The organism is Labrenzia sp. R5_0, from assembly GCF_017743835.1.
Classification (GTDB): domain Bacteria; phylum Pseudomonadota; class Alphaproteobacteria; order Rhizobiales; family Stappiaceae; genus Roseibium; species Roseibium algicola.
Window position 1 is genome coordinate 325,727 of the sequence record NZ_JAGHRK010000002.1, and the last position, 20,584, is coordinate 346,310.

Here is a 20,584-nt window from a genome sequence, read left to right on the forward strand (position 1 = left end):
CTCGAGAAACCAACTGGACCCAAAAAATCTGCCGGGCTTTCAATCCGTTTGAAGTGAAAGCCCGGCAGACTTGTCAGGACGGTTTGTCTTCCACCGGTTGAGGCACTTCCGGCGCCTGACGGCGCTCAAGTGCCGCCGCCAACCGGTCGATATCCTTGAAATGCAGGTCACGCTGCGGGAACGGTATCTCGATACCCGCCTTGCCAAGCTCGTTGTAGACCGTGAAGTAAAGGTCCGACTTGGTAATCATCACATTGCCGATGTCTTTCAGGAAACATCTCAGTTCGAAATTCAGCGAGCTGTCGCCCAGCCCGATGAAGAGAACCTGCGGCGTCGGATAACGTGCGATGGTGTTGTGTCCGCGTGCCGCATCGAACAGGATGGATTTTACCTTTTCCAGATCACTGCCATAAGCAACGCCAACCGGCAGGATGAGCCGGCCCGACTTGTTGGTCAGCGTCATGTTCTTGACCGTGCCGGCAATCAGGTCCGAATTCGGAATGATGACGTCATGCCGGTCGAAGGTTTCGATGCGCGTTGAACGGACAGAGATCTTGCGGACATAGCCGGATTGTCCGGAGACCTCGATCCAGTCGCCTTCCTTGATAGGCCGTTCAATCAGCAGAATGACGCCGGAGACAAAGTTGGACACGATGGTCTGGAGACCAAAACCGATACCGACCGATAGCGCACCGGCGACGACTGCAAGACTGGACAGGTTGAGTCCGGCGGTGGAAATCGCAATCAGCGACGCCAGCGTGAGCCCGACATAGCCTGTGCCGGTGACGACGGCGTTCTGCGCACCGCTGTCCATCCGCGTCTGCGGCAGTACGGTCGCCTTCAGCAGGTTCTGCAGCCAGCGCGTTACGACAACGCCAATGCCGAAAATGGCAACCAGGACGATGAAGGAGTCCAGCGAAAGGTGAATGTCGCCCAGTTGCACGCCGTTCGTGAGCAGATACCAGACCTCGACGATATCCGTTCCGCGTGCGCCCCAGGTCATGGCGATCAGGGGCGCGAAAATCAGTGTCAGAACACAGATCAACCCAAAGGCAACGAGGACCGGAGCAGGTTCGTCTTCCCGCTTGCCGATAGCCGTTTTCACGACAACGAGCACGAGATGGTAAAGCATGAAGCCGAAACCAAGCTGCGCAACCGTCATGATCACCGGCAGGATCGCCACCCGGGCAAGCTGGACATAACCGACCAGCGTTACGCAGACGGCAAGAACAGCGGAAGTTTTCATGAGCAGCGACAAGAAAAGCAGAAAGCCGGATTCCTGCGGCTTTACTGTTGCCTCTTCGGGCTCTTCCGCGGACTGCTCGCTCTCCTCGGCATTGCTTTCCACGGACTTGTTGGACCTGATGACGCTGGCCAGAGACCAAAGCAGTACCGCCGCCATCGCAATGGGGGGAGCAGAAAGCACCGAAATCGCTGCCGTACCGAAAGCGTTATCGAGTTCGAATGCCTCGACCGCCACTTCAAGGGCCATGAAGACGCCCAGCCCCTGGCAGAGACGCAACCCGAGCTTTGCTTCCCTGTCCCCCAGCTCCAGCAGACGCCAGCGATCCTGCCCGGGGGCAAAAATCGTGTGCCCCAGCCAGTTCGCTATGATCATCACGAGAGCCATCACCGGCACAGCGATAACCGCCGTGCGAACCGAGTTCGGATAGATATCGAGAATGGGAAATATGGAGACCAGGGCGACGGCACCAATGGTCGGAAGCACGATAAAGCTGGCATTGTAGAGCACCGCCAGCATCAACGCCTTTGCACCAGTGGCCGGCTTTTCGCAATAGACCTTCAAAGCCCGTGAAATCGGATGCTGCAGAACCGTCAGGAATAATATCCCGAAAATAGCCAGACCGAGGGAAAGTGGCACTGTCTCATGCAGTTTCTTCGAGACGCTTGGGCGGGCCAGCTCGTTCTGCACACCGCGTTCGAACCGCTTTATGAATTCCCCTATCTCCTGAAAGCCCGCGGCCCAGGTCGACGGCGCAAGCGGCGAAGGATACCTGTCCAACAGCGTTGAAAATTGCCGCGCACGAAGCTGCCTGTCGACCTGGCGAATGTAGAAGATAGCCTGATTGTTGATTTCGCCGGCCACACGGACCGGTGCATTTGCGGCCGCCAGCGCATTGGTAAGCTCAAGACGTCTTGCAGCAACTTCTTCAGCTTCCTTCTGCCCGTCTGCAGGCGGTGCACCGAGGCTGTTCAGCTGGGCTTCCAGGGCGCTCGCCCGAATGTTCCCGCGATCTATGATCTCCGCGCTGGCGTCCCGAACCTCAACGAGCTGAGACCGGAGCTGATCGAGGGTCTTGGGAGAAATGCTTCTTTCTTCCAGCGCCGTTGCCGCCCGGCTGAACAATTCGGCCGACCGCGCGAGGGGCTCAGCCGGAGCCTGCCCGGCCTCCTGTGCAAGCAGCGTTCCGGCCGGCATGCCACCGGAAAAAGTGATGGATAAGGCCAGAACCAGCAGGATACATTTGAGAAACTTCATGAAGACGCCATCACTTTTGGGACAAGGCCCCGAGTCCGGTTCGCAGGCCGATTGCTTCGCCAGGGAAGCCAGGTGGGCTTCAAGGCATATGCATCCATCCGCGGTCCGATTCGAACAATCAGCTTATTTGCGAATTTCGGCAGATCTTTCACCATGGAAACACATTTGTCGCAAAACGGGCCTAAGGAAAGGCTCTGGCAGGTTTTAAGGCTGCCCGGCTTTGGCCCGAAATGCATGCCAAGCCGTTGACAGAGCGGCGTAAGCCTGCCCTAACATGCGAAATTATGACGTTAACAGGACGTTGCGGCAAAATACCTGAAAACAAGCCGCGTCCTTCAAGGAGGTCAGACATGACAGACGCGGCAACCCCAGAAAACCCGCAGACTGCAACGGCTCCGGCAGGAAGCTTTTCCCCGCTTCAGTACCTCGACCGTGCGCTGTCGACCCTCCGCGACATCGGCATCACGCCGGAAAGCGAGCAGGACGCACCGATCAACGCCCTTCTGGAACAGATTACCGACCTTTCTCCCGACAAGGTGCTGATCATCACCCGGACCCTGGCCCAGGCTTCCAATTTCAACGAGGTTGTTCGCTCGCAGGTTCAGCAGATGGATATCGGCGAACGCTACGAGCAGATCACCGAGGCATTCAATTCCATCCGTGATGACGCGAAGGCGCTGGTCGATCAGCTGGCCGATGGCAAGATCTCCTTCACCGAAAACCTGTCCAACAAGTGGCGCGACTTCCGCCGCGGGACCATTTCCGATCGTTTCGATGATATCCGGGGTACCTACAAGGACGTTGCAAAGGCAACCAAGGACCAGATCGAGCGGGAACAGACCATTCTGGAAGCCTATCGCGATTTCCGCGGTGCCTTGAAGCAGGCGGAAGTCACCGCACTGGAACTGCTGAATATCGCAACCGGCAAACTGGACGCTGCCAAGGGTGCCCTTGAAGCTGCCTCCGGCGAAGTCGAAGCCTACACCGGTGACGACCCGGCGCAGAAGGCTCGCCTTGAACTGGCACGCGACGAGAAGCTGCGTGAAATGCAGGACGAGGAAAAGCGGTATCAGATCGCCAAGGACCTCTCCGACAACCTGACGATCGGCTACAACACCTCAGAAGTCATCATGGCGCGCCTGGTCCAGACGACCAACGCCAAGGAGCGCGTTTACGCCCAGTCGGTCAGTTTCTTCTCCACCAACGAATCCGTTCTCACCGCACTCAACGCCTCGTTCACCGGCCTGCAGGGCCTGCACGAAAGCACCGAGACGCTGAACGCCATGAAGGACGGTATCAACAAGAGCCTGGAAACGCTGGCGGACATCGGCGACGAAGTGCAGAAAAAGGCGCTCGAAGCCGGCTATGGACCGACCGTTGCCGCAGCCTCGGTGAAGAAGCTTGTCGACTCCGTCGTCAATTTCCAGGTGCAGTCGCGTGAAATCATCGACGAAATGCGCGAGATGTCGACCAAGAATTCCGAGGAAATCCGCAACGCCGTGGAAGACGGCAAGCGGCGGCTTGCCAAGCTGACCGCCCAGGGCAAGGCCCTTTGATCTGACGATAATCCGGCAGGCCGGACCCTCCGGCCCGCCCTTTTTCAAGAAGACATGCATTCATGGCAAGCAAATCCGACGCCCCGCTTGACGATCTGATGATGGCGATGGACGTGGTCGACACGCTGCGTCATGAAGAAGGTCAGGTGGCCCGCGAGCTGAAGACCGATGAACGCGATGCCGCCATGGTCGAGCGGCTGCGTCAGGTCTATGCGTCCCAGGGCATCGATGTTCCGGACCATATCCTGAAGGCGGGTGTCGAGGACCTGAAGCGCGACCGCTTCGTCTATTCTCCACCTTCCGCAGGCTTCCAGCGCACCCTGGCGATGATCTACATCTCGCGCAGCACCTGGTCAAAATGGCTGGCGGCGGTCGTTGCTGTCGTCATCGTTTGCATTGCGGCCTGGTACTTCATCGTCAAGCTGCCGGCGCAACGCGCGGAAGCGGACCTGCTGGCAAGGCTTCAGGCCCTGCCCGCGACCTACACCGAATTGGTCGGGCGGATCGATTCCCTGACCGAAAATACCGAAATCGAAGCCAACGCCGCACGTCTGGCCACCGACGGCAACCTTGCCCTTTCGGACGGTAACAACGAGGCAGCCTTCAAGGCGGAGACCGACTTGCGCGATCTTGCCGGACGGCTGCAGGAAGTGTTCGAGGTCCGGATCATTTCCCGCGAAGGCGTGCCGACCGGCGTTTCCCGCATTCCCGAATCCAATCCAGACACCGAGAATTACTACATCGTGGTCGAAGCCGTGGACGCGGACGGCAAGATCCTGGAGCGCAGGATCGTATCGGAGGAAAGCAGCGAGGCCGAACTTGTCGACAAATGGGGCCAGCGCGTTTCGGAAACCATCTACAACGCCGTTCGGCGCGACAAGATGGAAGATGGCATCGTGCAAAAAGGTGTCCTTGGGCAGAAGCGGCGCGGAGAGCTGGATATCAAATGGCGCAGCGGCGTTCAGGACGGAGCAATTACGAAATGGTAGCGGTTAGGATTGCACCGCCTCACCGGGAGGCACCGGCATGCTGACGGGACGCCAGACCCTGGGCACCATCGAGCAGTCGCTTGCCGATTTGCGCCGTGAAGAAGCCGAGCTGAGCAAGCGGATCGAGCGTTCGACCCGCGCTTTGACGGACCTGCAGGAACGCCAGAGCGAAGCCTACCGGGACCTTGCCCGGTTCCGACTGGATACCGACAGTGCCGGTGCACTCAACACACGCCTCGACAGCGCCGCGCGGGAAGCCCGCAAGCTTCTGGACAAGCGCAATGCGGACTACAAGGTCCTGACCGACCAGTTGCGCCAGTGCGAAAGCGACCGCAGCCAGCTGCAGAAGAAGCGCGTCGAGCTCGATAGCGCCCGTGATGCCGCCGAAAACCAGATGGACGAGTTGATGGAGGCTGTCGACGGCCGTCTGGAAGGCGATGCCGGTTATCAGGCACAGCGCGAGAAGACAGAAGCCGCTCTTGCGACTGCGGAGGCAGCCGCCTCCAAGGCGGCTACATCCGAAAAGGACCGAAAGGAAAAAGGCAAGGCCTATGAGGCCGATCCGTTGTTCATGTATCTGTGGCAACGCGGTTTCGGAACGCCGGCATACGCGCACCGCGGTCTTGTGCGCTCGCTCGACCGATGGGTGGCCGGCCTTGTCGGTTTCAACGACGCCCGCGCCAATTTTGCGATGCTGACCAGCATTCCGGACCGCATGGCCCGCCATGCGGAACGCTGTGCTGAAATCGCACTGGAAGAACAGGACAAGCTCGCGGAGTTCAGCCGGAACGCGATGACCGACGCTGCCGGAACGGATATTGTCGGCACCATCGAAACCCTCAGCGCGGACATCGACCGTATCGACGGAGAACTCGACAATCTGGACAGGCGGATCGAAACGCTGTCCTCGGCCCTCGCCGAATTTTCCAGCGGGGAAGACACCGACTTCCAGAAGGCGGAAGAGCATCTGTCCGTTTCTCTGCAGGCGGATGACCTCAAGGATTTGTGGCGCGCCGCGCTCGACACCCCCTCGCCCGAGGACGAGAAAATCGTTCAGCGGATCGAGGATCTGAAGGAGCGCATCGACCAGGTTACACGCGAGATCCGTCAGGACAGGGAACTGCAACGCGATATTGGTCGACGCCGCGCGGAACTTGCAGACGTCATCAAGCGTTTCCGTTCCAGCGGCTATGGCAGCTGGGAGTCCACCTTCTCTGACGAGAAGCTGACGACCGTCCTGTTGGGCGAGTTGGTCAAGGGTGCGATTACCGGTGCCGAATACTGGGCCCGCGCGGAGCGTTCGCACAAACGCCGCAAACCGAAGGGACGCCAGGTCGCGTTCCCCAACGGTTCGGGTCTTCCCAAGTCCATGGGAGGCTTCGGTGGCGGCTTTGGCGGAAGTTCCGGCAAACGGTCCGGCAGCAGTGGCGGCTTCGGCGGTGGTGGTTTCAAAGGCGGTGGAAGTTTTGGTGGTGGCGGTTTCAAGACAGGCGATACATTCTGACCTTCACCGATTGAAATCCCTGCCCCCGTGAGGCCACAAGGCTTCGTTAGGAGTGTTATGTCAGTTTACTGGCAGAAGATGGTGGCGGTCACATGCAGTTTTCTTGTGCTTTGTGAAGACGTGTTCTAGACCGGCTCTTAAGTTGACCATTTTAACCTTGGGACTGCCCATGCGACGTATCGTTTTATCCGCTTTTTGCGCTCTTGCTCTTGCCGCCTGCCAGTCCGGGTCCTCTCAGCGCCCCACACAGCCGGATCAGCCAAGGCTGGACGTGCCAGCCGGCGCGCAATCGGTAAATATCGCAGCCGATCCGGCAAGCGTGCGGTCCGCACTGGTCTCCAGTGCCCAGGAACGCGGCACCGTCGTACTGCAGGACCAGCCGAACATGGTGGTTCTGGAACGCCCGATGACCGGCGCGAACCCGGCGCTCGATTCCGAATTCGGCCCGTCCGACAACGGCCAGCGCGTGATCCGCATCCGGGTTCGCTTCACCGGAACGCCTTGCCAGACGCTGGCTGTTCAGGATCTTGCCGTGATCAACAACGTGCGCACGGCACTTGAGCAGAGCTTCGTTCTGCCGGGCAACCCGAACACAATGCAGAGCCTTCAAGGTCTGAAGTCGCGCGCCGAACAGGGTAGCTCCTGTCCGCCGGTTTCCTCCTGACGCATCAACAGTCAGTCTTGAAAATGACGAGGCGTGGCCGGGTTTCCGGCCACGCCTCTTTCATGCCGGCCTACTCCGAAGCGGATCACAGCAGTGGGAGACTTCCCTCACTCCGGACGCATTCACCGGCATGACTGTCGACGCGTCAGGCAGGCACAGCTTCAGCGGCGAACTGCTTCAGAAACTCTTCGCTGGGCGGGATCGGCTTGATCACGTCGATCAGCACTCCGTTCGGATCACACGTGATGAAATGGCGCTGGCCAAAGGCCTCGTCCCGCAGCACCTGCAGAATGGGTAACCCGTTCGCCTGGGCGGCCTCATAAACCGCATCGACATCCTCAACCTCAAAATTGATCAGAAGCCCTCCTGCGCCCCGGCCACGACCGGCTTCCGGAATGGTTTCGTGGTTCTGGTCGAGGATCGCGAGATTGACGCTTTCGTCCTCCTCCGACTGCAGGTGCACGTACCAGTCGGCTTCAAACATCGGCTTGAAGCGGAAATGTTCCGAATAGAACCGGGCAGTCTCCGCGACCTTGTCGGTCATGAGGACCGGATAATACTGGGTGCATTTCATCGTTTTTCTCCTGTTCCTCGCCAATTTCGGATGTGGATTGCCTGTTCCATCCGGCCCCCGGCTGTTTCCGAGACTTTCCAATCGCAACAAAAAGACATACAGTCTGTATGTATTTTTCAACTAACATACAGGCTGCATGTATGCAAGACAAAAACTCCGAGAAATCAGGTGAACGCCGTACACAGGCGGAAAGGCGCGCGGAAACGCGCAAGGCCCTGCTGGATGCGGCAAGGGCGCTGATCGTTGAAAAAGGCTATGCGGAAACCGGAACACCTGAGATCGTCAAGGCGGCAGACGTCACCCGCGGCGCGCTCTATCATCACTTTGCCGACAAGGCAGACCTGATGCGGGCGCTGGTCCACCAGGAATCGGAAGCGATCGCGGCGGAAATCAACAGCCAGACGAACACGGGCCAGACACCGCTCGATGCCTTCATGTCCGGCGCCAGCGCCTATTTCTCGGCCATGTCCGTTGCGGGCCGCGCAAGGATCATGCTGCTGGAAGGACCGACGGTGCTCGGCCTGTCGGAAATGGCGGAGATCGATCGCCAGACCGGCGGCGCCACGCTTCTGGAAGGCCTGCGGCATGCAGCCAATCACGGTGCACTGAAAGATATTCCCCTGGAGCCTTTGGCGGACCTGCTCTCTTCCGCGTTCGACCGCGCGGCGCTGACAATTGCAAATGGCGGTAACAGGAAAGCGTATGAAGCCGCGACCCGCAAGCTATTGGCCGGCATCCTGGCAGACTGACAATCGGCCCTGATGTCGTGATCCTTCAAGACGGCCTTGCACCAACCTTCTATGGCTGGCGCCAAACCAACCGACCGGGAGACTCAAGTGATTCTGAGATACACCATCCTCTACGTTGAGAATGTCGCCGCCGCTCTCGATTTCTACGAGAAGGCCTTCGGACTGGAACGTCTGTTCCTTCATGAATCCGGAGACTACGGCGAACTCGCGACGGGCGAGACAAAGCTCGCGTTCTCATCCAAAGCACTGATGAACCAGCTCGGAAAGACACCCGGCACCCCCGAACCGAAGGCACCCGTGTTCGAACTGGCGTTCGAGACGGATGACGTTGCAGCCTCCCTTGCCCGTGCAGTCGCCGCCGGTGCAAACAAGTTGCAGGATGCACGCGAGGAACCCTGGGGGCAGATCACATCCTATGTGAGCGATCCTTTCGGCTACCTCGTGGAGATCTGCTCGCCGATCCAGTTGCCCAGTGCTGGTTGAGACAACAGCGACAGGCTATCGGAGTCCCGGCGCAATTGCGCCGGTGACCGTCCGAACCAGCGCTGCAGGTCGCGCGTCATATGGGCCTGATCGCTGAAACCGCACACAGCAGCGATCTCCACCAGCGGCACCTCCGTCGCCAGCAGTCCTGCAGCCCTGCGCGCTCGCGCGAGCAAGCGCCAGTATTCCGGTGGTGGCAGGCCCTGCTCCCGAAACCGCCTCTGCAGTGTTCTCACCGACACGCCTGCCTGTTTCGATGCCCGCTCGACGGTCGACTGTGGCAACGTCAGGGCAACGATCACGTCATCCAGGTCATTGGTCTCGTCAAGTGCGTTGCCGAGGATGTCTTCCACTCGTTCGCAGTCGCGTTCAATGGCCTGAAGAACCTCGTCCTCAACGACGCCACCCGGGCGCAACCGGAACCCCGTGATATGCGTCCCGGCCGCGAGTTCGGCGATGCGCGGCTGGAAATCGAGGTCCGTCAGCAGAACCTTTTCCCGCTTGCCCTGCTCACGCACCACCAGCACATCCCGGCAGCCATCCGGAAAGATCAGCGCATTTTCCGCTGTGTCGATCCGGTGATGCCATTTTTCAAATCTGACGGTGCCACTCATGCCCAACCTTTAGCAGGTGGCGGCAGCGCACGCGAGATTGTTCAACCTGGCGTGAGCAGCTGCAAGTAAACATCGATCGAAAATTCTGATTGAAAACGCCACTTTCAATTCTTCTGATCAAATGTCATGAAGCATGGACCCACCCATTACTGACCGGTTCGGAGCCTTTGTGATGATCGAAAAGCTGGAGATGTTTCTCGCCGTGGCCCGGGAAGAACATTTCGGCCGTGCGGCTGAAAGCCTCGGCATCGCCCAGCCGACACTCTCGACTGGCATCAAGCAGCTTGAGGATCAGCTTGGTGTTCAGCTGTTTTTCAGAGGCTCCCGGTTCGGCGGTCTGACACCGGAAGGCCAGCGTGCCCTGGTCTGGGCCCGACAAATCGTGGGGGACGCCCGCCAGTTGCGCGAGGAGATGCGGTTCTCCCGCGATGGCCTGACAGGACAATTGCGCATAGCCGTCATCCCGACCGCCCTCACCTGGGCAGCCAAACTGACGACATGGTTCGGCAACAAGCACCCGAACGTGCGTTTCACCATCTTGTCGCGAAATTCGATGGAGATCCTGTCGATGCTGGAGAACCTCGATATCGATGCCGGCATTTCCTACCTCGACAATGAACCGACCGGCAGGGTCAGCACCGAACCGCTCTACAATGAAAGCTATATGCTGGTTTGCAATGAGGCTTCGTCCTTCGCTGGCAGAAAGTCGGTCAAATGGAAGGAGCTGGCCGAGGAACGGATCTGCCTTCTGACGCCCGACATGCAGAACCGGCGGATCATCAACCGTCATTTCGGTGAAGCCGGAATCATGCCGGAAGCCCGGATCGAGTCCAATTCCACGGTCGTGCTGGTGGCAAATGTGCTGGACGGCGGCTGGATAACCGTCCTGCCAGCGGACCTGGCAGAATTTCTGACAGCCGGAAAACCCTTGAAGACGATCCCTCTTGTCGGCGTTCACACCGGTCACACTGTCGGCCTCGTGGCCCCCTATCGCGAACCGCACACCCCGGTTTTGCGGGCTCTTCTGTCCGAAGCAAGGCGTATTTCCGAGGTCTGACCGGAAGTTAGCCGAAACGGTCAAATGATGTTCGATCATGATTTCCAATCGATCAACGGAAAATCATTATTGATATCAAATCAAACTTAATGGTGTGATGCGCCTCGAAATATACGGGAGGACGCGCATGCCGTATGCGACGGGAGAGCCCACGGCCGAACAGATCTCGGCCGTGATGGAAGATTTTATTACCTTGGAAGGTCCACTTCTGCCCATGCTGCACGGCTTGCAGGCGGAATTCGGCTATGTGCCCCAGGCAGCGGTCGAGCTGATTGCAGAGGCGCTCAATCTGTCCAAGGCGGAAGTTCACGGCGTCATCTCCTTCTACCATGATTTCCGCAAGGCCCCCGCCGGGCGCCACGTCGTCAAGATCTGCCGGGCAGAGGCCTGCCAGGCCGTCGGCGGCGAAGCCCTTGGCGAGGCGGTTCTGGCCAAACTCGGCCTGGACTGGCACGGCACAACCCGCAACGGTGCCGTCACTCTCGAACCTGTCTACTGTCTCGGCCTGTGTGCCTGCGCCCCTGCCGCGATGGTCGACGGCAAGGTCATCGGCCGTGTCACCGAAGATCGCATGACGCGTATCCTCCAGGAGGCCGGTGCATGAAGATCTTCGTTCCCCTCGACAGCGCTGCCAAGGCACTGGGTGCCGATGAAGTTGCCGCAGCAATTCAAATCGAAGCCGGCAACCGCGGTCTCGATGTCACCGTGGTGCGCAATGGCAGCCGTGGCATGATCTGGCTTGAACCGCTCGTCGAAATCGAAATCGACGGCACTCGCAAGGCTTTTGGCGCCGTCACAGCCGAAGACGTTCCCTCTCTTCTGGATGGCACGCTGGAAAGTCTCGGCACGGTGGAAGACATCCCCTTTTTCGCCCGCCAGACCCGGCTGACCTTTGCCCGTTGCGGCCTGATCGATCCGCTCGACCTCGCCGAATACGAAGCCCATGGCGGACTTGTCGGCCTGAAACGCGCTCTTGCTCTCGGCGAAGAAGAGATCGTTGCGGAAGTCACCAACTCCGGCCTGCGCGGCCGTGGTGGCGCAGGGTTTCCCACGGGCATCAAGTGGGACACGGTCCGCAAGGCAGTTTCGGCACGCAAATACATTGTCTGCAATGCGGACGAAGGTGACAGCGGCACCTTCGCCGACCGCATGCTCATGGAAGGCGATCCCTTCACGCTGATCGAAGGCATGATCATCGCCGGCCTCGCCACAGGGGCCACCAAGGGCTTCGTCTATATTCGCTCCGAGTATCCGGACGCCATCGCAGTCATGGAAGCCGCTGTCAGGATCGGTCTCAAGGCCGGCCTGCTCGGCACGAACGTTCTGGGTTCCGGCAAGGCTTTCGACCTGGAAATTCGCACTGGCGCAGGCGCATACGTGTGCGGTGAGGAAACGTCCCTCCTCAACAGCCTGGAAGGCAAGCGCGGCATCGTGCGGGCCAAGCCGCCGCTGCCGGCGCTTGAAGGCCTCTTCGGCAAGCCGACCGTCGTCAACAACGTGCTCTCGCTGGCAACTGTTCCGGTCATTATGGAAAAAGGCGCGGAGTTCTATGCCGGGTTCGGCCTCGGCCGCTCCAAGGGCACCATGCCGATCCAGATCGCCGGCAATGTCCGCCACGGCGGTCTTTTCGAGACCGCTTTCGGCATGCCTCTGGGTGAGCTGATCAACGATATTGCCGGTGGCACCGCCAGTGGCCGGCCGGTCAAGGCTGTCCAGGTTGGTGGCCCCCTCGGGGCGTATATGCCCGTCTCCAAGTTCAACACGCCGTTCGGTTATGAAGAATTCGACGGCCAGGGTGGCCTCATTGGACATGCCGGCATTGTCGTCTTCGATGACAGGGCGGACATGCTGAAGATGGCCCGCTTCGCCATGGAATTCTGCGCTGTGGAAAGTTGTGGCAAATGCACACCGTGCCGGATCGGCGCTGTGCGCGGTGTCGAGACAATCGACCGGATCGATGCTGGCGATGCAGGGGCTGTCCACCTCCTGACGGATCTCTGCGACACGATGAAAGACGGCTCGCTTTGTGCCCTTGGTGGGTTCACGCCCTATCCGGTCATGAGCGCCCTTACCCACTTCCCTGAAGATTTTGCCCGCCAGAAGGAGGCCGCCGAATGACGGATCTCGCCAACATCCATGATGATCGCGACATGGGCACTCCGGCAAAGGAAGGCGCTCCGGTCACGCTGACCATCGATGGCTTCGAGGTCACTGTGCCGGAAGGCACCTCGGTGATGCGCGCGGCCTCTGAAATCGGTCTTCAGGTTCCCAAGCTTTGCGCCACGGACAGCATTGACGCCTTCGGTTCCTGCCGCCTTTGCGTGGTCGAAATCGAGGGCCGGCGCGGCACACCCGCCTCCTGCACCACACCGGTTGCGCCGGGCATGGTCGTTCACACCCAGTCCTCCAGGGTCAAGCAGATCCGCAAGGGTGTGATGGAGCTCTACATCTCCGACCATCCGCTGGACTGCCTGACTTGCGCTGCCAATGGCGATTGCGAGCTGCAGGACATGGCCGGCATGGTTGGTCTGCGTGATGTCCGTTACGAGCCGGGCCGCAACCACTTCGAACAGCGTACCTCCGTTGGGCCGAACCCGGAGTATATCCCGAAGGACGTGTCCAACCCCTATTTCGCTTATGATCCGGCCAAATGCATCGTCTGCTCGCGTTGTGTTAGGGCCTGCGAAGAGGTTCAGGGTACCTTTGCCCTGACCATCGAGGGCCGTGGTTTTGAAAGCCGTGTTTCGCCGGGCGCGGCGTTCGACGATTTCCTGTCTTCCGACTGCGTGTCCTGTGGCGCCTGCGTGCAGGCCTGCCCAACCGGCACGCTTCAGGAAAAATCCGTCATCGAACTGGGAACGCCGGAACGTTCCGTCGTCACCACCTGCGCCTATTGCGGCGTCGGCTGTTCGTTCAAGGCTGAACTCAACGGCGACGAACTGGTGCGCATGGTGCCTTACAAGCACGGCAAGGCCAATCGCGGCCATTCCTGCGTCAAGGGTCGCTTCGCCTATGGCTATGCAACCAACAAGGACCGGATCCTCAACCCGATGATCCGCGACAGCATCGATCAACCCTGGCAGGAAGTTTCCTGGGACGAGGCCCTCAGCTTCGCCGCCAATCGCCTGCGCGGCCTGCAGGAAAAGCACGGCCGCAAGTCCATCGGTGTGATCACCTCCAGCCGCTGCACCAACGAGGAAACCTTCCTGGTGCAGAAGCTGACCCGGGCGGTCTTCGGCAACAACAACACCGACACCTGTGCCCGTGTCTGCCACTCGCCGACTGGCTACGGCCTCGGCCAGACCTTTGGGACCTCTGCAGGGACGCAGGATTTCGATTCCGTCGAACATACCGACGTCGTCATCGTGATTGGCGCCAACCCGACCGACGGTCACCCGGTCTTTGCCTCCCGCCTGAAGAAGCGTCTGCGCGCCGGTGCCAAGCTGATCGTTATCGACCCGCGCCGCATCAATCTGGTGAAATCGGCTCACATCGAGGCGTCCCACCATCTGCAGCTGCGCCCCGGCACAAACGTTGCCGTGGTAACCGCCCTCGCCCATGTCATCGTTACCGAAGGTCTTTTCGACGAAGACTATATTCGCGATCGTTGCGACTGGGACGAGTTCCTGACCTATGCCGACTTCGTTCGCGATCCGCGCCACAGCCCGGAAACCAGCGAAGGCCTGACCGGCGTTCCGGCGGAAGAACTGCGCAAGGCGGCTCGCCTGTTCGCGACCGGCGGCAATGGCGCGATCTACTACGGCCTCGGCGTGACGGAACACAGCCAGGGTTCGACCACGGTCATGGGCATCGCCAACCTTGCAATGCTCACGGGCAATGTCGGGCGAAAGGGTGTCGGCGTGAACCCGCTGCGCGGCCAGAACAACGTCCAGGGTTCCTGCGACATGGGCTCCTTCCCGCACGAACTTCCGGGCTACCGCCATGTGAAGAACGAGGACGTCCGCGCGATCTTCCAGGACATCTGGGGCGTTGAGATCGATGCCGAGCCGGGCTTGCGCATCCCCAACATGCTGGATGCCGCTGTCGATGGCAGTTTCAAGGGGCTCTATTGCCAGGGCGAGGACATTCTCCAGTCGGACCCCGACACCAAGCATGTGGCGGCCGGTCTTGCTGCCATGGAATGCGTCATCGTTCACGATCTCTTCCTGAACGAGACCGCCAACTACGCCCATGTCTTCCTGCCCGGTTCCACGTTCCTGGAAAAGGACGGCACCTTTACAAACGCCGAACGCCGCATCAACCGCGTGCGCAAGGTGATGGCGCCGCGCAACGGCTATTCCGACTGGGAGATCACCCAGATGCTCGCCAACGCCATGGGAGCAGGATGGACCTATAGCCATCCGTCCGAAATCATGGCTGAAATCGCTGCAACCACGCCCTCCTTCGCCGGCGTCACCTACGATCTGCTGGAGGAAAAAGGGTCGGTGCAATGGCCCTGCAACGAAGCCTCGCCGGATGGCACGCCGCTCATGCATGTCGATGGTTTCGTGCGTGGCAAGGGCCGGTTCATTGTCACCGAATATGTGGCGACGGACGAGAAATCCGGGCCACGCTTCCCGCTGCTTCTGACCACCGGCCGCATCCTGTCCCAGTACAATGTCGGTGCCCAGACCCGGCGAACCGACAACGTTATCTGGCACGATCAGGATCTTCTGGAAATCCACCCGCATGACGCGGAAAACCGCGGACTGAAGGAAGGCGACTGGGTGAAGCTGGCATCGCGTTCCGGAGAAACCACCTTGCGGGCCCATCTCACCGACAGGGTCAGCCCCGGCGTCGTCTACACCACCTTCCACCATCCGGACACCCAGGCGAATGTCATCACGACCGACTTCTCCGACTGGGCCACAAATTGTCCGGAATACAAGGTGACGGCGGTTCAGGTCAGCCTGTCCAACGGACCGACCAACTGGCAGGAAGACTATGCCGCCCAGGCAGCTATGTCCCGGCGGATCCTGCCGGCTGCGGAGTAACTGGTGATGGATCGCCCGCTCTCCCGCTCCATGCCCGGCCGTGCCGTCCACGCGGACGGCCAGGTGGCGGTCGCGAGAAGCCTGCCGGAGGAAAGCCCTGTTGCGCTCGTCTTCGATGGCACCACGCAGGCAGTGATGATGGCAACGCCGGGCGATGTTGCCGACTTTGCCGTCGGTTTTGCCCTGAGCGAAGGCATCATCAGCTCGATCACCGAAATCGAAGCCTTCGAGGAGGTCTCTCATGACCGCGGCATAGAGGCTCGACTTTGGTTACGCGCAGACCGCTCGAAACGGCTTCTTGCCCGCCGCCGTGCCATGGCCGGTCCGGTTGGTTGCGGCTTGTGTGGCATCGAAAGTCTGGATCAGGCCCTGCGGCCTTTGCCGACGGTCGACGCAACAACAGTCCTGTCCCGCCTGGATGTGGCCAGAGCGACCGATGCGCTCAGCCGGCTGCAGCCGCTTCGGGACCAGACGCGCGCCACCCACGCCGCCGGTTTCCTCCAACCGGGCAAGGGCGTGGTCGTGGCGCGCGAGGACGTTGGCCGCCACAATGCGCTCGACAAGCTGATCGGCGCCCTTGCCCAAGCCGGGACCGACCCCGCAACCGGCGCTTTCGTCCTCACCAGCAGGCTGTCGGTGGAACTGGTGCAGAAATGCGCCTTCGCCGGTTGCCCGGCCCTGATTGCCGCCTCGGCCCCGACGTCGACCGCACTCCGCCTCGCCGACGAGGCCGGCATAACGGTCGCCGCATTTTCAAGGGACGGCGGGTTTGATCTTTACGCGCATCCAGAGCGCGTCTTATCCGGAGTTGCAGATGTCGCCTGAAAAGATGGTCTATATGGCCAACCAGATCGCCACCTTCTTCAAGACCCAGCCAGGCATTGACCAGGCGGAGAAGGTCGCGAACCATCTGAAGGACTTCTGGGAGCCGCGCATGCGCGACCAGTTGAGAGCCCATGTGGAAGCCGGCGGTGCCGGTCTCGACTCGGTCGTCCTGGAAAGCGTGCGCAGGCTCTGACGGGAGGGTTTCCCTCTTCAATGCCACGATACTGAAATTCGGAAATTCTGCCGCTGCGAATATGCGGCCCATCCTTCGAGACGGACCTGACGGTCCTCCTCAGGATGAGGTCGAAAGGGAGATTTCGGCTTCGCAACAAATACAACCTCATCCTGAGGAAGCGCGAAGCGCTGTCTCGAAGGATGGGCCACAAACTCCGGCCTCTTTTCAAATAAGACTACCCGCCGGCAGATACCTCGGCCGCTCCGTTGCCCGCAAGCGCCCCATCCCCGCGCCGTTCCCGCCCCCGGTAACGGACAAAGGTCTCCAACCCGACCAGGGCATTCCTTTCAGCCCCCTGAACCGATCTCGCCAGCAATCCGGCGAGATGCGCTGCCGCCGCGCTGGCGCCGCGAATATTCTCGCGCCCGGCAGCCATTGGACAGGCACCGAAGGTGGCCTGCGGCAGATCCAACTTTGACAGCTCCGCAGGGCCACAGCGGGCATCCCCCTGCACTGACAGGACGCCTGTAATTGCCGCCGGATAGGCGTTACCACCGCGCGCCGGAGCAGAACCGACAATCAGACTGCCCGCCTGCTGTAGCCGAGCCACTGCCACCGACATCTCGATGGAAGATCGCGCCATGCCGAAGGCACACAGGACAATGTCGGGTGGATCCTCAGCCAGCCAGCTCAAGGCAGCGCAGATGGCGTCAAGCGTGGTCGAGAGCTGCCCCGGAAACACAACGGCGTTGAGAAGCAAAACATCTGCCGCATGAGTGCGCACGGTCTGCGCCATCGCTTCGGCATGCCCTGAGGCAAGTTCAGCGCCGTCCGGCCTGCAGAACCATTCCTGTCCCACCAGGCCTGGCCAGTCCCCCGGCAAGGCACCGTCTATCAGCCCGACCCTGATCAAACCCCGACCTCTCTTGCTTGCAGCACCAGCTCACTGTCAAAGATCCCATACCGTTCCGTGTCCCCATGCGTGACGACAAGGCGGGTACGATCACCAAACCGGGTATCGATCCGGGTCATGATCCGAGACACCCGGTCCGCATCAACCTCCGAAAGGCTTTCATCCAGGATCAGCACCTGGAACGGCTGCAACAGGGCACGGGCAAGGCACAGCCGCTGACGTTCTCCGCCGGAAAGGTCAAGCCCTCCCTCGCCAAGAGCCGTTTCAAGTCCCTTGCCAGAAAACCGGTCCTCCAGCTCCACGAATTGCAGAACGGCATGCATGTCTTCCTCGGCTGCCTCAGAAGACCCGAGACAGAGATTGTCCGCCACCGTTCCGGAAAAGACATGCCCCTTTTGCGGCACGAGGGCGACAACCGTGCGGAGATCTTGAAGAGAGAGATGACGTAAGTCCGTACCATCCAGAAGGATCGTTCCGGCCTTCGGGTCGTCATGGCGTTGAAGAAGCGACAGAAGCGACGTCTTGCCGATGCCGGATGGACCGCTCAGCCGGAGTTTCTGTCCTTTTGGGACGATGAGGCTAACATTCTCAAAAAGCGGCACGCCGCCATCCGGTGCATAGGCAACACCTGCCAGCACCAATTCACCACCACCGGCAGTCAGTGGCACAGGTGAAACCGGGTCCTGGACATCCGGTACGGCACTCATGATCCGGTCGAGCCGGTCGAGCGCCGCTTTCATGCGCGCCTGTCCGTGCCAGAGGGAAATGAGCGACTGCATCGGCCCGATCAGGAAGGCGAGATAGGCGGTGAAGGCGATCAGGGACCCGAGCGGCATGGTGCCGTCGATCACCGCGAGCCCGCCAACCAGAAAAACCGCACCACGCAGGATCGCCGTCAGCACCATCGGCACCGCCCGCGTTACTTCGTTCCACATCTGCGCAGACATCAATGCTGCGACAAGGCCCTGTTGCCGTGTTTCGATCCGTTTTGCCGCAGCTCCGGTCGCATTCAAAGCCCGCAGCGCGGAAAGCCCGGCAATCGTCTCCGCAAGCCCGGATGCGAGCACACCGCGCGCTTGCCGTACCTCAGTTGCCTTCGCCTGGGTGACGGGTCGTGCACGGGCGAAAAACAACAGTTCGACCGGTGCCAGCGCCAGTGCAAGAAGAGCCAGCTTGGGCGCCAGCACAAACAACATGACCAGGCCGCCGACCAGTCTCAACAGGCTGCCACCGCCGTTCACCAGCACGGCAAACGTGAATTGCTGTACTTCCCCGGCATCGCCATCAAGGCGGCTCATGAGTTCGCCGATGGATTGTTTGGCCTGCCAGCGGGGCGACTGGGCAAGGATCCTGTCGACGGCCGAACGGCGCAGGTCCTTCAGCAGCCTTGCCGAGAACCTCAGGTGCAGCAAGGAATTCAGTGCGCCCAGCGCCAGTGCCGCCAGGCCAACCCCAAAAAGGATGGCCACAAAAACCACAAGCGCGTGCTTGTCGCCAGCCATCAGGCCCCGATCGATGACAAGCTTGGTCAGGTAAGGCGGCACAAGCGCCGCACCTGCCGCCACAAGGGATAACAGGAACAGCATTGCCAGCGGCCAGCGGTATGGCGCGACCAGCGGCACCAGCCACGCCGCCTCACGGGTGCCGAAGACCCGGTTGAACACCCCACGCAGCACCGAAGGCCGGGACGACTTGGTCCCGGCCCGGTCTGCTCCGCTCAAGGAAACTGCCTGTTTCATCCGTGTTCCTTGTTTGCAACCTCCCCCATTGTCGTCCCCGCGAAATCGAGGACCCGGTAATCACCGGCAATGAGATTGGAGCACTTTAGTTGCCACCGGGAATACTAGGTCCCGATGGCCTGGTAGGTTCGGTACTCCCCTAGCTTCCGGTGCTGATCACCTGCATCGTACCGGCGGCCATGTCGCCGCCCGAAGGCAGGAGGATTTCGCCGATACGTTCCAGGGTTTCCGCATCGTAGACGCCAATGTCGTCATTGGTGCCGCCGACATATATCTCCTTGCCGTCGGACGAGATGTTCACACAGTAATAGGTGTGTGGCAGGTCGACCCGCTTGATCAGCTCTTTCTTCTCGACATCATGCTTGGAAAGCTGGGTGTAGACACCGTAAAGCTTGCTCTTGTCGTTGGGGTCACGCACGGCGGAGAACATGATCACTTCCAGGCTGGCGAAATCCTGGATATCGCTTTCCCCAGTCGTCAGATCGACCGACTGGTACCCCCAGACGAAATCGGCAATCTCGCTCATCGACTCGTCGGTGAACTTGGCGGCCGAATAAAGCAGCATGAACTCGTCTGCCTGTGTACCGATAGGCCAGAAGGCAAGGACGTCCGGCGGAGAATAGGTCGGCCGGTCCCAGGTGGCATTCTTGATCTTGATGGAGATTTCGCCGGTCTTCGGGTCAATCGCATAGATCTCGTGCCCGGCGGCATAGAGCATGCCATCACGCCCGGTTGCCATCACCGTCATGCGGCGGGGACTCGGGAACGTGCGGGCCGGTTTGGCGTCAAGACCGGCTGCTGTCTCATAGACCGCGATTTCCGGTTCAAGAACCTCGTATCGGTCGGCAAGCAGCCGAACCGGATTGCGCACCGTGTAGACCTCCTTGCCATCCTTGGAGACGGCCAGCGAGGCGATCGACTTGCGCCGGATGTCGCTTTCTGACTGATGCGCGGAAAACACCGTCTCGCAGGTGGAAAGGTCAATACCGAACACATCCTCCCAGCGATTGCCGAGGATATAGGCGATCTTGTTGTCGGGCGAGACAACGATGACACCGGGGATCAGGTTGAAGTCGAGCTTGCAGTCGGTTTCTATCGTCCGTGCCTTGGCGTCGATCACGTAAAGCCGGTCAGGCTTTGCGGCCGTGACAATCAGATCCTTGGCGAGGGCCGGCAGAGCGGTAAGGCTCAAGGCCAGGGCTGCGCTTGCCGCAGCAATAAGGTTTCGCATCGGGTTTCTCCGAATAT

18 protein-coding genes are annotated in these 20,584 nt (G+C 60.3%); 12 read left to right on the forward strand and 6 right to left on the reverse strand.

The window, feature by feature from the left end; all coding sequences use genetic code 11:
- Positions 1-73: 73 nt before the first annotated feature.
- Entirely contained in the window at positions 74-2,500 is a 2,427-nt protein-coding gene (locus J7447_RS10345) for a DUF3772 domain-containing protein (RefSeq protein ID WP_209169554.1), read from the reverse strand.
- Positions 2,501-2,850: 350 nt separating this feature from the next.
- On the opposite strand from J7447_RS10345, the gene J7447_RS10350 reads away from it, so the two are divergent.
- The 4 genes from J7447_RS10350 (at position 2,851) to J7447_RS10365 (ending at position 7,213) form a co-directional block, all read left to right on the forward strand.
- Complete coding sequence (locus J7447_RS10350; protein ID WP_055655151.1) at positions 2,851-4,056, forward strand: hypothetical protein; 1,206 nt, start codon at positions 2,851-2,853, stop codon at positions 4,054-4,056.
- Positions 4,057-4,118: 62 nt separating this feature from the next.
- A complete protein-coding gene (locus J7447_RS10355) occupies positions 4,119-5,045 on the forward strand; it encodes a DUF6384 family protein (protein WP_209169555.1) in 927 nt (308 codons plus the stop codon).
- A 37-nt stretch (positions 5,046-5,082) separates the two neighbouring features.
- Entirely contained in the window at positions 5,083-6,549 is a 1,467-nt protein-coding gene (locus J7447_RS10360) for a hypothetical protein (RefSeq protein ID WP_209169556.1), read from the forward strand.
- Between the two features lie 169 nt (positions 6,550-6,718).
- Entirely contained in the window at positions 6,719-7,213 is a 495-nt protein-coding gene (locus J7447_RS10365; RefSeq protein ID WP_023000797.1) for a hypothetical protein, read from the forward strand.
- A gap of 145 nt (positions 7,214-7,358) precedes the next feature.
- Here J7447_RS10365 and J7447_RS10370 read toward each other — a convergent pair whose 3' ends face one another.
- The gene (locus J7447_RS10370; RefSeq protein WP_209169557.1) at positions 7,359-7,787 is read right to left on the reverse strand and encodes a VOC family protein; all 429 of its coding nucleotides are present in this window, start codon (positions 7,785-7,787) and stop codon (positions 7,359-7,361) included.
- 140 nt (positions 7,788-7,927) lie between these two features.
- Between J7447_RS10370 and J7447_RS10375 the strand changes: the two genes are divergently transcribed.
- Positions 7,928-8,536, forward strand: coding sequence for a TetR/AcrR family transcriptional regulator (locus J7447_RS10375; protein WP_209169558.1), 609 nt, complete (start codon positions 7,928-7,930; stop codon positions 8,534-8,536).
- Between the two features lie 87 nt (positions 8,537-8,623).
- Positions 8,624-9,019, forward strand: coding sequence for a VOC family protein (locus tag J7447_RS10380; RefSeq protein ID WP_077293550.1), 396 nt, complete (start codon positions 8,624-8,626; stop codon positions 9,017-9,019).
- Here J7447_RS10380 and J7447_RS10385 read toward each other — a convergent pair.
- Positions 8,971-9,633: a helix-turn-helix domain-containing protein gene (locus J7447_RS10385; RefSeq protein WP_209169559.1), complete on the reverse strand. Its 663-nt coding sequence runs from the start codon at positions 9,631-9,633 to the stop codon at positions 8,971-8,973. The genes J7447_RS10380 and J7447_RS10385 overlap by 49 nt on opposite strands.
- Positions 9,634-9,805: 172 nt before the next feature.
- Between J7447_RS10385 and J7447_RS10390 the strand changes: the two genes are divergently transcribed.
- The 6 genes from J7447_RS10390 (at position 9,806) to J7447_RS10415 (ending at position 16,702) form a co-directional block, all read left to right on the forward strand.
- On the forward strand, positions 9,806-10,690 hold the full coding sequence (locus J7447_RS10390) for a LysR family transcriptional regulator (RefSeq protein WP_031269215.1): 885 nt from the start codon (positions 9,806-9,808) through the stop codon (positions 10,688-10,690).
- Positions 10,691-10,865: 175 nt separating this feature from the next.
- Positions 10,866-11,294, forward strand: a complete 429-nt coding sequence (locus tag J7447_RS10395) for a formate dehydrogenase subunit gamma (RefSeq protein WP_230057679.1) — start codon at positions 10,866-10,868, stop codon at positions 11,292-11,294.
- Entirely contained in the window at positions 11,291-12,808 is a 1,518-nt protein-coding gene (locus J7447_RS10400; protein WP_209169560.1) for an NADH-quinone oxidoreductase subunit NuoF, read from the forward strand. Before J7447_RS10395 ends, J7447_RS10400 begins: the two co-directional genes overlap by 4 nt.
- A gap of 32 nt (positions 12,809-12,840) precedes the next feature.
- Complete coding sequence (gene fdhF / locus J7447_RS10405) at positions 12,841-15,684, forward strand: formate dehydrogenase subunit alpha (protein WP_209170130.1); 2,844 nt, start codon at positions 12,841-12,843, stop codon at positions 15,682-15,684.
- Positions 15,685-15,690: 6 nt separating this feature from the next.
- Entirely contained in the window at positions 15,691-16,509 is an 819-nt protein-coding gene (gene fdhD, locus J7447_RS10410) for a formate dehydrogenase accessory sulfurtransferase FdhD (protein ID WP_209170131.1), read from the forward strand.
- Positions 16,499-16,702, forward strand: coding sequence for a formate dehydrogenase subunit delta (locus J7447_RS10415; protein WP_075284757.1), 204 nt, complete (start codon positions 16,499-16,501; stop codon positions 16,700-16,702). Before fdhD ends, J7447_RS10415 begins: the two co-directional genes overlap by 11 nt.
- 217 nt (positions 16,703-16,919) lie before the next feature.
- On the opposite strand, the gene J7447_RS10420 is transcribed toward J7447_RS10415, so the two are convergent.
- From J7447_RS10420 to peaD, 3 genes are all read right to left on the reverse strand, one after another.
- Complete coding sequence (locus J7447_RS10420; protein ID WP_209169561.1) at positions 16,920-17,597, reverse strand: hypothetical protein; 678 nt, start codon at positions 17,595-17,597, stop codon at positions 16,920-16,922.
- Positions 17,594-19,336 (reverse strand): ABC transporter ATP-binding protein, encoded by a 1,743-nt coding sequence (locus tag J7447_RS10425; RefSeq protein WP_209169562.1) that lies wholly within the window; start codon positions 19,334-19,336, stop codon positions 17,594-17,596. Before J7447_RS10425 ends, J7447_RS10420 begins: the two co-directional genes overlap by 4 nt.
- Before the next feature lie 139 nt (positions 19,337-19,475).
- Positions 19,476-20,567, reverse strand: a complete 1,092-nt coding sequence (peaD, locus tag J7447_RS10430; protein WP_023000784.1) for a quinohemoprotein amine dehydrogenase subunit beta — start codon at positions 20,565-20,567, stop codon at positions 19,476-19,478.
- Positions 20,568-20,584 lie beyond the last annotated feature (17 nt).

Coding starts and splice junctions, on each gene's coding strand:
- J7447_RS10360 (WP_209169556.1), top strand. CDS start 5,083: ATGCTGACGGGACGCCAGACCCTGGGCACCATCGAGCAGTCGCTTGCC.
- J7447_RS10400 (WP_209169560.1), top strand. CDS start 11,291: ATGAAGATCTTCGTTCCCCTCGACAGCGCTGCCAAGGCACTGGGTGCC.
- J7447_RS10425 (WP_209169562.1), bottom strand. CDS start 19,336: ATGAAACAGGCAGTTTCCTTGAGCGGAGCAGACCGGGCCGGGACCAAG.
- J7447_RS10385 (WP_209169559.1), bottom strand. CDS start 9,633: ATGAGTGGCACCGTCAGATTTGAAAAATGGCATCACCGGATCGACACA.
- peaD (WP_023000784.1), bottom strand. CDS start 20,567: ATGCGAAACCTTATTGCTGCGGCAAGCGCAGCCCTGGCCTTGAGCCTT.
- J7447_RS10350 (WP_055655151.1), top strand. CDS start 2,851: ATGACAGACGCGGCAACCCCAGAAAACCCGCAGACTGCAACGGCTCCG.
- J7447_RS10345 (WP_209169554.1), bottom strand. CDS start 2,500: ATGAAGTTTCTCAAATGTATCCTGCTGGTTCTGGCCTTATCCATCACT.
- J7447_RS10375 (WP_209169558.1), top strand. CDS start 7,928: ATGCAAGACAAAAACTCCGAGAAATCAGGTGAACGCCGTACACAGGCG.
- fdhD (WP_209170131.1), top strand. CDS start 15,691: ATGGATCGCCCGCTCTCCCGCTCCATGCCCGGCCGTGCCGTCCACGCG.
- J7447_RS10355 (WP_209169555.1), top strand. CDS start 4,119: ATGGCAAGCAAATCCGACGCCCCGCTTGACGATCTGATGATGGCGATG.
- J7447_RS10415 (WP_075284757.1), top strand. CDS start 16,499: ATGTCGCCTGAAAAGATGGTCTATATGGCCAACCAGATCGCCACCTTC.
- J7447_RS10365 (WP_023000797.1), top strand. CDS start 6,719: ATGCGACGTATCGTTTTATCCGCTTTTTGCGCTCTTGCTCTTGCCGCC.
- J7447_RS10390 (WP_031269215.1), top strand. CDS start 9,806: ATGATCGAAAAGCTGGAGATGTTTCTCGCCGTGGCCCGGGAAGAACAT.
- J7447_RS10370 (WP_209169557.1), bottom strand. CDS start 7,787: ATGAAATGCACCCAGTATTATCCGGTCCTCATGACCGACAAGGTCGCG.
- fdhF (WP_209170130.1), top strand. CDS start 12,841: ATGGGCACTCCGGCAAAGGAAGGCGCTCCGGTCACGCTGACCATCGAT.
- J7447_RS10395 (WP_230057679.1), top strand. CDS start 10,866: ATGGAAGATTTTATTACCTTGGAAGGTCCACTTCTGCCCATGCTGCAC.